At 38.2% G+C, this 14,624-nt stretch carries 15 protein-coding genes and 1 riboswitch; all 15 genes read left to right on the top strand.

Going from position 1 to position 14,624, the window contains the following annotated elements:
* The first annotated feature begins 64 nt into the window (after nt 1–64).
* The 15 genes from ACQV2O_RS01525 to ACQV2O_RS01455 all read left to right on the top strand — a co-directional run bounded on the left by ACQV2O_RS01525 (nt 65) and on the right by ACQV2O_RS01455 (nt 14,615).
* Nucleotides 65–496, top strand: a complete 432-nt coding sequence (locus tag ACQV2O_RS01525) for a hypothetical protein (protein WP_428873719.1) — start codon at nt 65–67, stop codon at nt 494–496.
* Entirely contained in the window at nt 496–1,260 is a 765-nt protein-coding gene (locus ACQV2O_RS01520) for a segregation and condensation protein A (protein WP_428874792.1), read from the top strand. Before ACQV2O_RS01525 ends, ACQV2O_RS01520 begins: the two co-directional genes overlap by 1 nt.
* Nucleotides 1,253–1,834, top strand: coding sequence for an SMC-Scp complex subunit ScpB (gene scpB, locus ACQV2O_RS01515; protein WP_428873717.1), 582 nt, complete (start codon nt 1,253–1,255; stop codon nt 1,832–1,834). The genes ACQV2O_RS01520 and scpB overlap by 8 nt, the downstream gene beginning before the upstream one ends.
* Nucleotides 1,835–1,843: 9 nt before the next feature.
* Entirely contained in the window at nt 1,844–2,569 is a 726-nt protein-coding gene (locus ACQV2O_RS01510; RefSeq protein WP_428874791.1) for a pseudouridine synthase, read from the top strand.
* Between the two features lie 47 nt (nt 2,570–2,616).
* A riboswitch (FMN riboswitch) is annotated at nt 2,617–2,738 on the top strand.
* Nucleotides 2,739–2,841: 103 nt separating this feature from the next.
* Nucleotides 2,842–3,471: an ECF transporter S component gene (locus tag ACQV2O_RS01505; protein WP_428874790.1), complete on the top strand. Its 630-nt coding sequence runs from the start codon at nt 2,842–2,844 to the stop codon at nt 3,469–3,471.
* A 148-nt stretch (nt 3,472–3,619) separates the two neighbouring features.
* Nucleotides 3,620–4,222 carry a LysM peptidoglycan-binding domain-containing protein gene (locus ACQV2O_RS01500; protein ID WP_428874789.1) on the top strand — a complete coding sequence of 201 codons (603 nt, stop codon included), beginning with the start codon at nt 3,620–3,622 and terminating at the stop codon, nt 4,220–4,222.
* 61 nt (nt 4,223–4,283) lie between these two features.
* The gene (cmk, locus tag ACQV2O_RS01495) at nt 4,284–4,949 is read left to right on the top strand and encodes a (d)CMP kinase (protein WP_428873712.1); all 666 of its coding nucleotides are present in this window, start codon (nt 4,284–4,286) and stop codon (nt 4,947–4,949) included.
* A gap of 351 nt (nt 4,950–5,300) precedes the next feature.
* Nucleotides 5,301–6,581, top strand: coding sequence for a 30S ribosomal protein S1 (gene rpsA / locus ACQV2O_RS01490; protein ID WP_428874828.1), 1,281 nt, complete (start codon nt 5,301–5,303; stop codon nt 6,579–6,581).
* 98 nt (nt 6,582–6,679) lie between these two features.
* Nucleotides 6,680–7,993, top strand: a complete 1,314-nt coding sequence (gene der, locus ACQV2O_RS01485; RefSeq protein ID WP_428874788.1) for a ribosome biogenesis GTPase Der — start codon at nt 6,680–6,682, stop codon at nt 7,991–7,993.
* A 132-nt stretch (nt 7,994–8,125) separates the two neighbouring features.
* Nucleotides 8,126–8,401 (top strand): HU family DNA-binding protein, encoded by a 276-nt coding sequence (locus ACQV2O_RS01480; protein ID WP_428873710.1) that lies wholly within the window; start codon nt 8,126–8,128, stop codon nt 8,399–8,401.
* Between the two features lie 160 nt (nt 8,402–8,561).
* A complete protein-coding gene (locus tag ACQV2O_RS01475; protein WP_428873709.1) occupies nt 8,562–9,758 on the top strand; it encodes a tetratricopeptide repeat protein in 1,197 nt (398 codons plus the stop codon).
* Nucleotides 9,759–9,791: 33 nt separating this feature from the next.
* Complete coding sequence (locus ACQV2O_RS01470; RefSeq protein ID WP_428873708.1) at nt 9,792–10,322, top strand: YpiB family protein; 531 nt, start codon at nt 9,792–9,794, stop codon at nt 10,320–10,322.
* 4 nt (nt 10,323–10,326) lie between these two features.
* Nucleotides 10,327–11,541 (top strand): CCA tRNA nucleotidyltransferase, encoded by a 1,215-nt coding sequence (locus ACQV2O_RS01465; protein WP_428874786.1) that lies wholly within the window; start codon nt 10,327–10,329, stop codon nt 11,539–11,541.
* 26 nt (nt 11,542–11,567) lie between these two features.
* Nucleotides 11,568–14,102, top strand: a complete 2,535-nt coding sequence (locus ACQV2O_RS01460; protein WP_428874785.1) for a 3'-5' exonuclease — start codon at nt 11,568–11,570, stop codon at nt 14,100–14,102.
* Nucleotides 14,103–14,138: 36 nt separating this feature from the next.
* Nucleotides 14,139–14,615: a hypothetical protein gene (locus ACQV2O_RS01455; RefSeq protein WP_428873705.1), complete on the top strand. Its 477-nt coding sequence runs from the start codon at nt 14,139–14,141 to the stop codon at nt 14,613–14,615.
* Nucleotides 14,616–14,624 lie beyond the last annotated feature (9 nt).

Genomic DNA, 14,624 nt, shown 5'->3' with positions numbered 1-14,624 from the left:
AAATTTCAGTCTTTGCATGGTAATATCTCAAGGAAATCTAATTAGAGATAGGAGGTCGCAAAAAATGCTAGTTCATTCAACGCATAAGAATGAAAAAGTTGTCTTAGGACTCTTAAGTTTAACTTGCGAAGGTGAAGATCAAATGGCTCAAGCAGGCGAAATTTTAACTAAATATCGCGACCAAGAAGGTTTCGACCTTTACTTATATAAAGATCCTGAAACAAGCAACTTCGTTGGTTTAATCGGTATTGAGCAGCGTAAAGTTGAAACGGATCCCCAAGAAAATCTTTCGACAATAATCGTTCACCTTATATCGGTTATTCCTTCCTTTGAAGGAGAGTCCGTGGATTATCAATTGTTCAAAGAACTTAAAGATATGTTTCCACAAATTCAAATCTCAGGTTCCATTCAATCAGAAACCCAAGATATGATTGCCCAGTTTGCTGAGAAATATCGTCAGCAGATAAAAGCAAATAGTGAAGGGGAAGCCAATTAATGCAAGAGGATCGAACCAATCAAGACTTAACCCTTAAATTAACGGCCTTTCAAGGGCCGTTTGATTTGCTTTTACACCTAATTAAAGAGTTAGAAGTCGATATTAACGATATACCCATGACGGAAATTACTGACCAATATTTGGCTTATATTGACCAGATGCAGGAATTAGACCTCGATAAGGTCGGAGAATATTTAGTGATGGCGGCCACTCTATTAGAGATCAAGAGTCGTCTCTTAATTCCCATTGAACCGGATGAATTGGATGGTGATTTAGAAGACCAAGATCCGCGGAGTGGTCTGGTTCAGCAACTGCTCATTTATCAACAATTTCAGCTAGTAGCGGACACCTTAGAAGATATGCAAGTGGATCGTATTAAGCACTATTCAAGACCAGCGGCAGATCTTTCAAACTTTATAGCTTTTATTCCCTTAGAAGAAGGTGAGCTTTCGCTAGAGCAATTACAAACCAGTTTGAAGAGCGTCTTGCAAGCGCAAGAACAAAGACAACCTAAAGAAAAAGAAATTCATCATGATCAAGTTTCAGTGACGGACAAAATGCAATTCATTCGGCAACAATTTCAATCCATTAAGCCTAATCAATCCATTGCTTTTTCGTCTCTTTTATCGAATGGCTCTCGACCAGAAATTATTGCCACATTTATTGCTGTTTTAGAAATGGTCCGTAAGCAAGTTCTGGTTTTTCAACAAGAAAGTTATCTAGATAGCATTGAACTGCGTTTGAGGGAGGAAGGCTATGCTTAGAAAAATAGCAGGCATTATTTTTGTTGCCGGGGAAGAAGGCGTGACCTTGAATGAGTTAGCCGCTCTTTTAAATCTCTCACCAACAGAAATTAAGCCTATGATTGAAGAAGTCCAGCAAACTTTAAAAGACCATCCACTATCGCCAATTGATTTGGTCCAATTTGGCGAACGCTTCTTGTATGTAACCCAAGCAGACTTAGACCCCTTGATTGAAAATTTTGCTCAATCGCCACTGCAACAAAAGTTAAGTCGACCGGCTATTGAGACCTTGGCTATCGTAGCTTACCGTCAACCGATTACACGCATGACCATTGATGAAATTCGGGGCGTTTCTTCCCAAGCCATGCTACAAAAATTAGTCAGCCGAGACCTCATTAAGGAGGTAGGTAAGTTAGAAGCGCCTGGTAGACCCATACTTTATGGAGTCACCGATTACTTTCTCAATTACTTTGCGCTATCTTCCTTAGAGGATCTACCACCTATTGAAGATTTAGCCCTCAACAGTCAAACCGCTTCAGAAGAACTTTTTTCATTAAAAAGATGGGAAATTAATTTATTTGATCAAGAAGAATAAGGAGGAACTATGGAAAGACTACAAAAAGTTATGGCTCACGCAGGGGTTGCCAGTCGACGCAAATGTGAAGACATGATTAAAGAAGGTCGCGTCAAAGTAAATGGACAAGTGGTTCGTGAATTAGGAACCAAAGTCACCAGCAATGACCGTATTGAAGTAGACGAGGTGCCTATTTATAAGGAAGAACCGCGCTATATCTTGCTTTACAAGCCAAAAAACTATATTTCAGCTGTGGCTGATGACAAGGGCCGTCCGGTGGTTACCGATTTAATCCATGGTATTGAAGAACGTATCTATCCGATTGGCAGATTAGACTTTGATACGACAGGCTTACTCTTATTAACCAATGATGGTGACTTTGCCAATCAGATGATGCATCCTAAGCATCAGATTGATAAGACATATATTGCGAAATTGGGTGGCATTCCTACAGCTAAGGAATTAAGACAATTAGAAAAGGGCGTAATGATTGATGGTCAAAAGACCTCCAGAGCTAGAGCTCGTCTCATTTCTAGCAATCAAGATAATCGTACAGCCGTTGCCCAATTAACCATCCATGAAGGCTGGAACCATCAAGTTAAGAAAATGTTTGAAGCCATTGGTTATCCCGTCTTCAAATTGAAGCGCGAATCTTTCGCTTTTCTTGGCTTAGATAATTTGAAACCGGGTATGTGGCGAGAGCTAACTGCCTTTGAAGTGGATAAATTAAGTAAGATGGCTTTAGATAGTGAATAAGAGCTTGCTTAAATCCGAGATAAATGCTATAATTCATTTAAATTAAATAACGTCTTCGGGGCAGGGTGAAATTCCCGACCGGCGGTAGAGTCCGCGAACTTAGCTGTGGCTAGGTTGAACTGGTGTAATTCCAGTACCGACAGTAAAGTCTGGATGGTAGAAGATAAGATATTGATAAGTTTATGCTTATTTAGGCTACCATCCACTCAGTTTGAGTGGATGGTTTTTTTATCAATGGACCCTCCTAAAGACGTAAAAAAAGGAGAATCGTTATGAAGAATCGAAAAGTTCAGAAAGTCACACTTTTAGCCATTTTAGGAGCTTGGGCAGTCGTTCTACGTTTTTTTGACTTCCCAATCTTGCCATTTGCACCTTTTCTTAAGGTTGATTTTTCGGATCTTATGGCCTTAATTGGTATGTTAATTTACGGACCACAAGGCCTAGTTGCCGTGGCCTTCATTCGTGATTTGGTTAATTATATCCTTAAGGGAGGGGAAGCTGGTATTCCGATTGGGATGTTAATGAGTATGACAGCGACCTTAGCCATGTTTTTACCAAGCCACTTCATTTTGAAGTATTTAAAAGAAAAAGGGCAAGCTATTAAATTTTCTTTAATCTCTCTTAGTCTTGTCTTTAGTTTAACTCTCTCCATGGCTTGCTTTAATTACTATCTGGCTTTACCTATTTATGTCAAAGTCATGAACTTTCCCATTGATGATTATATGACTTATATCCTATCTGTCATTGTGCCATTCAATTTAATCAAGGGCTTAATCATGGTTGTCGGTCAAATTTTTGTCATTAAATCAATGAAGACCATATTTGGTCGCCGCATTAACTTCTATGATGGTTACATAGGAAAAGGTTACCGTTCTGCTACTAGAATATTACAACAGCAATAAGTAATTTACTTTTTTAGGTCAATTGTGTTTGCATCAAGTTTAGAGTTTGCTATAATATAAGAAATTGGACTCATATGCTAACCTAGCCTTTTTAGGTTTGTTGCTATGAATAGATATCTTAATATCGATTAGTGTAGGAGGAAGCTTGATGGCAAAGGATAACGAACGCTTTGATCAACCTGAAGATAAGGATCAAGGTTTAAATGAAAAAGCAAAAACCAAAAAAATTACTGCCCCATGGAACAATAAGTTTGGTGAGGATGAAAATTTCAAGAATCGTCAATTTTCACGCTCGGCTAGAAATCAACCGAAGCAGGAAGCAACCGTTTTATCAAACGCTTTGCTATTCTTCTTAATTTTCACTTTGATTTTCCCGTTTGCATTGTATGCTTATATCGACTCACAAAAGAGTGATAAGCCTTTAGAAAGTAAAACGGCTGAACAGGTTGTTCTAAGTAAGAGCACAACTGAAGAAGCAACGACAACCAAAGAAGAGAAGACAACAACTACTGAAGCTGTTACGCGTGAAATCGAAGCAACAACTACGACTCAAGCGCCTGTACCGACTCAACCACCAGTTGAGACTTCTGCTCAACCACAAGCAGCGTCAACTTACCATACCGTAAGTGCGGGTGAATCATGGTGGTCAATCTCTCAAGTTTATGGTGTTGATGTTTATGACTTAGCTGCTGCCAACGGAACTACAATTGACGGTACTTTGATGCCAGGCTCACAAATCGTCATTCCATAAAAGAATAAGAAGGTTAAGGCTGAGTTAATTCTCAGCCTTTTTATGAGAAAGGAATTAACCAATGTTTTCAATTGCAATCGATGGCCCAGCGGCTTCTGGTAAGTCAACCGTCGCTAAACTTATCGCAAAAAAATACCAACTGACATATATCGATACTGGCGCTATGTATCGCGCAATCACTCTAGCTTGTTTGCTAAATAAAATAAATATTAATGATCCCCATCGTTTAGGAGAAATTTTACAAGCAGTCAAAATTTCTTTTGAAATGGATGGTGACCAACAAAAAGTTTTAATCAATGGGCATGATGTCAGTCAAGAAATTCGTTCGGTGGAAGTGACACAAAATGTTTCCAAGGTTTCTGCTAATCTAAGGGTCAGACAAGCCTTAGTCAAGCAGCAACAAGCTATAGCTAGTGAAGAAGCAGTGGTGATGGACGGACGAGATATTGGCACGGTAGTTCTACCAGATGCCAGTCTTAAGTTTTATCTTGTAGCTTCCAGTCTAGTAAGAGCTCAAAGACGCTATGAAGAAAATCTAACTAAGGGCATGGAGACCCAATCCCTAGAAGAGATTGAAGCTGAGATTATTAAACGCGACCACTACGATAGCAATCGTCAACACAGTCCTTTGCAAAAAGCAGAAGATGCTATTGAAATGGATACTTCAGACTTATCCATTGATCAAGTGGTTGAAAAATTAAGTGACTATATCGATTCTATAAAATAATTTTAAAAAGGAGGCTGATGAGCCTTTTTTTATTTTGATGAAACTAGATAATCAGATCTCGTTTAAATGAATAAAAGTCAGCAATAATAAAATTATTGATAATATCGGCCTTATTCGCAATATTCGCTAGACGATATCCCTTTCTTTTGTTATAATGTTTCTTAGAGTGCTTGCATAGTGTCTATTAGTAGACTCTATGTAAGTAACAATTTTTATAGGTAACGCTTAGGAGGAACGGGTAGAATGTCAGAGTTTGTTGAGAATAATGAAGTAAATGAAGAAGTAGAAGCAACGGAAGAGGTTGAGACTACTCAAGTAGAAGAAAGCAATGGTTCAGAAACTATTGAAACAATGGAAGATGCTTTAGATAGTGTCTTAGATATTAAAAGTGGCGATACCGTTTACGGTGATGTTTTAGCTTTTGATGAAAATAATCAAGTACGTGTAGCAATTAAAAACAGTGGTGGATTAGAAGGGGTTATCCCAGCTAACGAACTAGCTGCAACACGCGTTGAAGATCCTACTGAAGTTGTAGCAATTGGTGATGAAATCGAATTAGTAGTTATCAAGCCAATCCAAGATAAAGAAAATGGTAACTTCTTATTATCTAAAAAACGTGTCGATGCTAAAAAAGTGTGGGCAGAATTAAAAGAAAAATCAGAAAATGGCGAAACAATTGAAGCACCTGTTAAAGATGTTGTTAAGGGTGGCTTAGTGGTTGACGCTGGCGTTAGAGGATTTGTACCGGCTTCAATGGTAGAAGATTTCTTTGTGGATGACTTTTCACCTTATAAAGGTCAAACATTAGAGTTCAAGATTATTGAAATTGATGAAAACGACAACCGTTTAATCTTATCTCATAAAGAAATTGCACGTGAAAAACGTGAAGCTGAACGTGCTCAACGCATGGAAGAATTAGAAGAAAATACAATTGTAGAAGGTAAAGTAGCTCGTCTAACTAACTTCGGTGCTTTCATCGATTTAGGTGGCGTTGACGGATTGGTTCACATCAGCCGTATCGCTCACGAACACGTTAAACATCCAAGTGATAAATTAACTGTTGGTGAAACAATTGAAGTTAAAATCTTGTCAATCGACAAGGAAGAAGGACGTATTTCACTTTCAATCAAGGATACCTTAGAAGGACCTTGGGAAAATATTGAAGAAAAAGCACCAGAAGGTTCTGTACATACAGGAACTGTTAAACGTTTAACTAACTTTGGTGCCTTTGTGGAAGTATTCCCTGGTGTTGAAGGTTTAGTACATATTTCTCAAATTGCTCATGAGCATATTGAAACTCCTCAAGATCGTTTAACTGAAGGCCAAGAAGTTGAAGTGAAAGTTCTTTCAACAGATGCAGAAGCTCAAAGATTATCCCTTTCCATTAAAGCTTTATTAGACAAGCCTGAAGGTTACGAAGAGCCAGTTCGTCGCGAACGTCAAGAATCAAATGATTCAGATCGTCCACGTCGTCCAAGAAGAAACCGTAATACAAATAATCAAACAGCTAACCGTTCTAACCAAGCCCGTCAAAACACTAACTCAATTAATGATGCAGCCAATGAAGGAAGCTTCACATTGGGTGACATGTTAGGCGATGCATTCAAGTCTTTACAAGACGATGCTGAGTAATCGATTCTAATAACATTACTTACTCCAATTGTTTCTTCCATTTTGCTGATTAGCTTAATGGAAGAAACAATTGGTTTTTAATTTATGGAGGTGAAAGCATGGAAATACCTGTAGTGGCTATTGTGGGCCGACCAAATGTTGGTAAATCCACTTTATTTAATCGCTTAATTGGCGATCGTCTTTCGATTGTAGCCGATTATGAAGGGGTGACACGTGACCGAATCTATGCTACCGGATCGTGGTTAGGCCGTGAGTTTCGTCTGATTGATACCGGGGGTATTGATATGAGTGATGAACCCCTCATGCATAAAATCAAATACCAAGCTGAAATTGCAATGGAAGAAGCTGACGTTATTATTTTTATGACCTCAAGTCGTGAAGGCGTCACCGATGCTGACGAAGCTATTGCTCACTATTTACACCGCACCAATAAACCGGTGGTTTTAGCAGTCAATAAGGCGGACAATCCAGAACAAAGGCAGCAAGTCTATGAATTTTATGCTTTAGGTCATGGCGATCCCTATCCCATATCGTCTTCGCACGGAACCGGAACAGGGGATTTATTAGATCAATTAGTATCTCACTTTCCAGCCGATAGTCCGGATGCAGATGATCGCGAACGCATTCGTTTTTCTTTTATTGGACGGCCAAATGTCGGCAAGTCTAGCCTGGTTAATGCCTTATTACAAGAAGAACGTGTGATTGTATCCAATATTGAGGGAACCACTCGTGAAGCAGTCGATACCGATTTTGTTAGTCAATCTGGACGCCATTTTACAGCAATCGACACAGCAGGTATTCGTAAGCGAGGCAAGGTTTATGAAAATACCGAAAAATATTCTGTCATGCGAGCCTTATCAGCCATTGACCGTTCAGACATTGTCTGTCTAGTAATCGATGCAGAGACTGGCATTCGTGAACAGGATAAGAGGGTAGCAGGATACGCTTTTGAAGCCAATAAGGGCATGGTTATTTTAGTCAATAAATGGGATGCAGTCGATAAGACCGACAAATTATTTGAGAAATTTACCGATGATATCCGTAACGAATTCCAATACTTACCTTTTGCGCCCATTCTTTTCGTTTCTGCCAAGACGGGCCAACGCTTAGAGAAACTACCGGCTATTTTGGAAGAAATCTATGAAAACCGCTATCGTCGCATTCAATCTTCGGTCTTGAATGACGTTTTGATGGATGCGATTGCCATGAACCCTACACCCACTGATAAGGGACGTCGGCTTAAGATTTATTATATGACTCAAGTGGCTGTCAATCCACCAACCTTTGTCGTCTTTGTTAATGATACAGAATTAATGCACTTCTCTTATGTAAGATTCTTAGAGAACAGGATGCGTGATTCCTTTTATTTTGACGGTACACCGCTCAATCTAATTATTCGTAATCGAAATTAAGAGATAGGAAGATTTTGTTGTAAAATCAAGGTCAATTCGTTGTCTTAACCTTGATGTTATGTTATTCTATACAAGAAATAATCAACAGATGATTATTTTCCAATCTATAGAAATAAAGGAGGAGATTTATTAATGGCAAATAAAGCAGAATTAGTAGAACGTGTAGCTGGAAAAACTAACTTAACAAAGAAAGATGTAACAGCCACTGTTGAAGCATTATTCGAATCAGTTCAAGAATTTTTATCTGAAGGTGAAAAAGTTCAGATTATTGGTTTCGGAACTTTCGAAGTTCGCGATCGTGCAGCTCGTAAAGGACGCAACCCACAAACTGGTGAAGAAATTGAGATTGCAGCCACTAAAGTTCCTGGCTTCAAAGCTGGTAAAGCTTTAAAAGAGGCAGTTAAATAATTAAGCATTAGATTGGTGATGAAAGTTTCTGGCTTTCATCACTTTTTTATTTATCAGTCTTTATCCTCTAATAGTAATATGAAAATAGATTCAAAGGGATGATCTATTTGGTTGTCTTTGTCTAGCATGGTATAATAGGCTAGACATGGAGGGAACCAAAATGGATAATTTTTTCAGCTTAATGGAGTCTACTAATCAGATTGAGGAGCAATATAAGCTCTTTAAACGCCATTTAAAAAGAATGGATGGAATGGATGAAGCTTTTTTAGCGCAAATATTAGACCGAATGGCTTTTTGGGGTCAATCAGGCTACCGACATCTGCAGATTCAAGCTTATGAAGCTCTTTATCAAAAATTTCCGTCCTCAGTGTTAGCTTTTCTTTTAGGGTATAGTTATTCCGCAGTTAGTCAATATGACAGGGCTTATCAATGGTTGGATAAAGTCGATAAGCAAGACTTGGACCTAGAAGGTCGCTTATTGCTAGCGGATGTCAATCTTAAGCTAGGACATTTAAATGAAGCGCGCAAAGAATTACAAGCTATCATTAACGACCATCCAAGAGATTATCGAGCTTATCATCAAATGAGTGAATTCTATCGCATGCAGGCTATTAATGAAAAAGCAATCTACTATCTTGAGACCTTAATGGAATATTTTATCTCAGAGGATGATTCTTTAAGGCGCCAATGGCGAACAGATCTCTTAGCCCTTTATTTAAGTAGTGAGAGAATCGACACTGAAAAAATCAGTGCATTATTTGATCAAGATAATGAAGATTTGACGATTGAAACAGCTGATGAATGTTATTTATTGGCGCATTTTTATGCCCAAATTAATGATTTCAATCGATCAAATCATTTCTGCGAGTTAGGCCTTCAAATCGATCCCGACCATTTTGAATTAAGACTCTTACAATTAGAAAATTTAACCTATCTACAAGAAACTAGCCGATTTGCCAATCAGTTAGATCAACTATTAAAAAGCCTACCTCCATATGATGGAGTGGTTATGGATTGCCTGCGTTTGGCTGATCGAATGGGAGTCTTTACAGCCAAGCTCATTCAATTATTGGAGGATTACTACCCTTTATTGGATAATGCTGAGGATCAATTCTTAGTTCTCTCGGCCTATGTGGCTTATTATCTTGATCAAAAAGACTATCAACAGGCAAACTTGTTTATGGAAAAATTTGATTTACAAGCCATTGACGAGTCACTCTTGGCCTATTTAAAAGGCAAAATCTTATTTCATCAAGGACAAAAAGAGCAAGCTAAGGCTTATTTAGATCTAGCATGGGATCAACAAGTTCTTGCTAAAGATTTACCTGACATGATCCAGCAATTGTCCAATCTCTAGTCAATCTTAAAAACTCATGAGGGAGGTAAGACCATGGAAAATATTCAAGATAAACACTTATTTTTAAATTGGATGATTCTCAACCATCCTCATCCCAATCGCGAGATAATGATTTTTTTAGCCTATTTACAAATGAGGCCTAGTGAGCTGCAATGGGTTGAGTTTTCGCATGATGTCATCTATGCTCCAAGAGGAATAAAGATATCCTATCCCCCCTTGCAAGAGCCCCCCTTGGTCTATTATAAAGAAGATTATATCTACCATCAGATTGATCAAGCCTTTCACGATTTCCGGTTGAACTCACTTAAAAAGGGTCAAAGCTTTTACATAGAGTTTGATTTAGCCGATTATCAACTAGAGGCGATGCAAAGAGGTCTTTTAAAAGAAAATCCATTTGTCCCCATCCAAATGAAGGCTTTAGATCAAGTCAATCAAAGCTTACATCAAATTAGTCGCCAAGCTTATAAACAAATGATCATGGAAAAGATTGACGGTGCTTTAGAAACAAATAATTACGATCAAATTGAGCAATGGCTTGATCAATTTCAATCCGGTTTGGAGTGATAGCATGCAAATATCTTTAGAGGATTCGCTTTTTCAAGCGTCTATTCCTGTATTAAAAAAAATTGAGTCTCATGGCTATGAGGCTTATTTTGTTGGAGGGGCCATTCGCGATGTGCTATTAGAAAAATCAATAGGGGATATTGACATTGCGACTTCCGCCTTTCCTCAAGAAATTCAAACCATCTTTCCCAAACACTTTGATGTAGGCATCCAACATGGCACCATTGTGGTTTTATATCAAGGAAACTCTTATGAAATAACTACTTTCCGTACCGAATCGACTTATTCGGATTATCGAAGGCCCGACCATGTAGAATTTGTCAGAAATCTTGAGTTAGATACTCTGAGACGAGATTTCACGATCAACGCCATGGCAGTAGACGCCAAGGGCAATTTATATGATTTTCATGGGGGCTATCAAGATTTGAAAGATAAGTTGCTGAGGGCTGTCGGCGAGCCATTGGAACGTTTTCAAGAAGATGCCTTAAGAATCATGCGTGGCATTCGTTTTGCCTCTCAGTTAGGCTTTCAATTAGAAGAAAAAACTTTCCAAGCCATGTGCCAATTAGCTAGCAATCTGTCTAAAATTTCCATTGAACGCATCCGCATTGAATTAGAAAAGATGATGGCAGGGTCTTATTTAACACAAACCATTTCATCCTTTAAAAAGGCTAAGCTAGACCAAGCTTTCCCTCAAGCCAATCAATTTGATTATGTAGAAGGTTTGACTTACTTGGTAAATCAAACAACAGGACAAGCAGGGCTTAGTCCACTTATCACTTGGTCCTTGCTATTAAAGGGAATGGAAATTAATGATGAAAAGACTCAAAGACACTTGATGAAGCAGTGGACCTTATCTAATCGTTTAATGGATCAAGTAGTCGCTTTTTTAAAGCTTGACCATGAAATTAGCCAGCAGACCTTCACCATCGAAACCGTCTATGGCTATGCTCAAGAAGTGATTGATCAAATGAATACTTATTTAGAAATCACTGATCAAATGGCTACCAAAAAAGAAATAGAAGCTTTAATAAGTAATTTACCTATTAGAAAGCGGCAAGAACTAGCCATTAATGGTAAGCAAATTATGCAAGCACTTAAAATGGCAAAAGGTGGGCCGGTGATTGGACAATTGCTCGATCAAATCGAAGCAAAGGTTATTAGAGGAGAATTAACTAATCAAACAGCTGCCATTATTGACTGGCTCAAAGACCAATAAATATATTAAAAGAGAGGAGGGACTTCATGAAATATGCCATCGTCGACCTCGAATCAACCGGACCACGTCTAGACAGTGGAGACCGAATTATTCAAATTGGGGCGGTTCTTATTGATCAAGGTCAAATCATTGGTCAATATGAAATGCTGATTAATCCTGAACGTGAGGTCCCACAAAACATCCAACAATTAACCGGTATCTCACAAGAAGAGGTTGATCAAGCACCTCTTTTTGAATCAGTTGCAAACTTATGGTTCAAGCGTTTAGAAGGTTGTCTTTTTGTAGCGCATAATCTCAACCATGACTTGACCTTTATGCAACACCATTTCCAAGCGTGTGGCTATGATTTTAACCCTTTGGCCATCGATTCCGTCAAGTTAGCTAAAATTATCTTCCCTCAGGCCACAGGATTCAATTTAACAGATTTAAGCTTCTATTTAGACATTCCCTTTAACCAGGCGCATCAAGCTTTAGCAGATGCCAAAATAACCGCAAAAATATTAAATGCGATGGCTAGCAAGTGGATGCAACTGCCTAGTAAAACACAAACCCTCTTATTGGATTTAGCTCAGGCTTTAGATAAGCAGGAAATTATTTTCTTTCAACAACCGCAGCAATTCATACTCAATCAAGCAGCAGACACTCAATTAGATAAAAAACCACCATTTGATCAAGAAAATCTTCTAAGTACGAAAGCAAAAGCTCAAATTAATTGGTTGTTAGAAAAAATGCAGACTACCAATCGATTAGTAGTAGAAGGACAATGGCGGCCAATTGATCCACTAGTGGTAAAATATTGGTTGCTTGAAGTTTTAGCTAAAAATAAGTCTTCGCTGGTATTAGCTGTTTCTAGTCAATCGGCTCTCGAAGAATGGGCTACTTTCTTCAAGCAAGAAGAAATCCCTTTTTCTTACTTATTGAGACCGAGTCAATATTTACATTTAGATCATTTTAAACGCTACCTTGATCAAGTGGTGATTTCTCAATTAAATCAGCAAGAAATTTTAGTGATTGCTTCAACCTTAGTCTGGCTAGAAGAGACCCAAACAGGCTTACTGATGGAAATGAACCAAGAATTGAAGATTAGCGATCAAATTAATCGCTTTAATCATGGGCTTTATCCGAATTATCGAGCCTCCTATTTTTACCAAAAAGCTTTATCCAATCATGATAAACAAGCAGTAGTACTGACTCAAACCAGCTATTTGATGGAAGAAGCGAGTCAAGAGGGCAGTTTTAGTAAACAGCAGCTCCTAGTGTGTGATAATCTCAGTCTATTAAGCAGACAATTGTCCTTTTTCCACCAAATACAGTTGGCTTATAGTCAACTCTTAATTTTGTGCCAACAAGTCTTGGATATCTTATATCATCAGGATCGAACGCATGCTGCTATTCAAGCTTCAATCTTAAGAATGGATCATTTAATTAATCTAATCCGGCAAGTATTGAATCTTTTAGAAAGTGAAATTCAAAATCACCACTTCCGAGCGGTTGAGCGGGAGTCCAGCAGAGAAGTCAAGGTGTCCTTGTCAACTACTCGAGCTATCTTAAGCATTCAACAGCAAATGCATAAGGCTTTAAAAACACTGCTTCAAGAACAAGCATTAAAAGATCTTTTAGCAAGCAAGCCACATCATCTTAAGATAAAAATGCTGCACCTACAGGCCTTTTTAAATAATTTAGATAACTTTCAAGCTAAAATTAGTCAGTCCGAAGGTTATTTAACTATTCGTGTCAGCCAAATAGAAGATCGTTATTATCAATTCCAACTGACATGGAAACCCATTCGTTTAGTTCAAGAATATCAACATGCCTTTGAAAGCTTTCAACAAGTCTTACTCTTTAGTCCAGGGGATCTGCATTTTCGCTTAAATAGCGGGAGTTATTATCAGTTAGGACTCGATCTATACAACTACTTGCAATTACCACAACCAATGGAAAAGTTAGTCATTGACGTACCATTCGATTGGATTGCTAAAAAAAGTCAAGATTCTCAAAGAAATCAAGAGCAAGGTCGCTTAATCGGTGAAAACTTGCTTGAAAGCATTGAAGTTGATCAGCTGCCACCCTTAAGTCTGATTATTGTAAACAATCGCCAGCAAGCTATTGATGTTTATCGCCAAATAAAAGGCAAGTTAAAAGATCAAGAACAAGTTCGATTGTTGGGTCAACATGTATCTGGATCCTTAAATAAAATCAGACGGTTGGCTATGGATGATTGTGATACCATTTTAGTCATTCAATGGCAGTCGCTCTTAAATGAAAACTGGCTGTTAGATAAGCGACCTTGCCATATATTCTGGCTACGCTTACCTTTTAGATCGTTAGAAGATGCTTATATTTTAGCATTAGCAGACCACTTGAATCTGCCGTTCGAACTAATCTTTGATCACTTATTAATCGATCGAATGCTAGTCGATTTTGCCATTGCTTTCGACTATTTAGACCGCCACTTTAACTGTCAAAATTTCTGTTTGTTAGACGATCGTGTCTTTACCAAATATTATTCTAAAGAAATCAGACAGAAGCTTGAACATCTGGTAGAATTTAATTTACAATAAGGAATAGAATATTTTAGAGGGGAAGCATAGAAACTTATGAGTAAACGGACAGTTTCAATCTTGACATTCATCACCTTGTCAATCATGATAGCCTTATTAGCTGTTTTTATGAAAAGTCAGACAGCTTACAACTTGGCTCAAGAAGAAGCAATCGCTTTAGTGACATATGATTATGCGGTAGAAAAGGTTAATAATTTTTATTGGACCACCATTGATCAAGCAACCTTTGCTCTTGATTTTTTTGACGAGAATAATCAGCAACACTATGCTATTATTGAACGAGAAGGTGGAGACATTCATTACTATTCAGTGAACGAATTATTTACTGAAGAAGAAGCAAAATCCGTGACAGCTAGCCAAATTGAAGAGCCAAAGATTATGCAAGCTCGCTTAGGTCTTTATCAATCGGAACCTGTCTGGGAAATGACTTTAAAGAATGACAACAACACCATCACTTATTTTCTACTCTCTGCCAAGACCGGCAAGTGGATTCAAACCATATCAAACATATAAGTAGGAGGA

Origin of the sequence: Facklamia sp. P13055 (assembly GCF_050409445.1) — a bacterium.
Taxonomy (GTDB): domain Bacteria; phylum Bacillota; class Bacilli; order Lactobacillales; family Aerococcaceae; genus Facklamia.
This window is presented reverse-complemented; position numbering and strand designations above follow the sequence as displayed.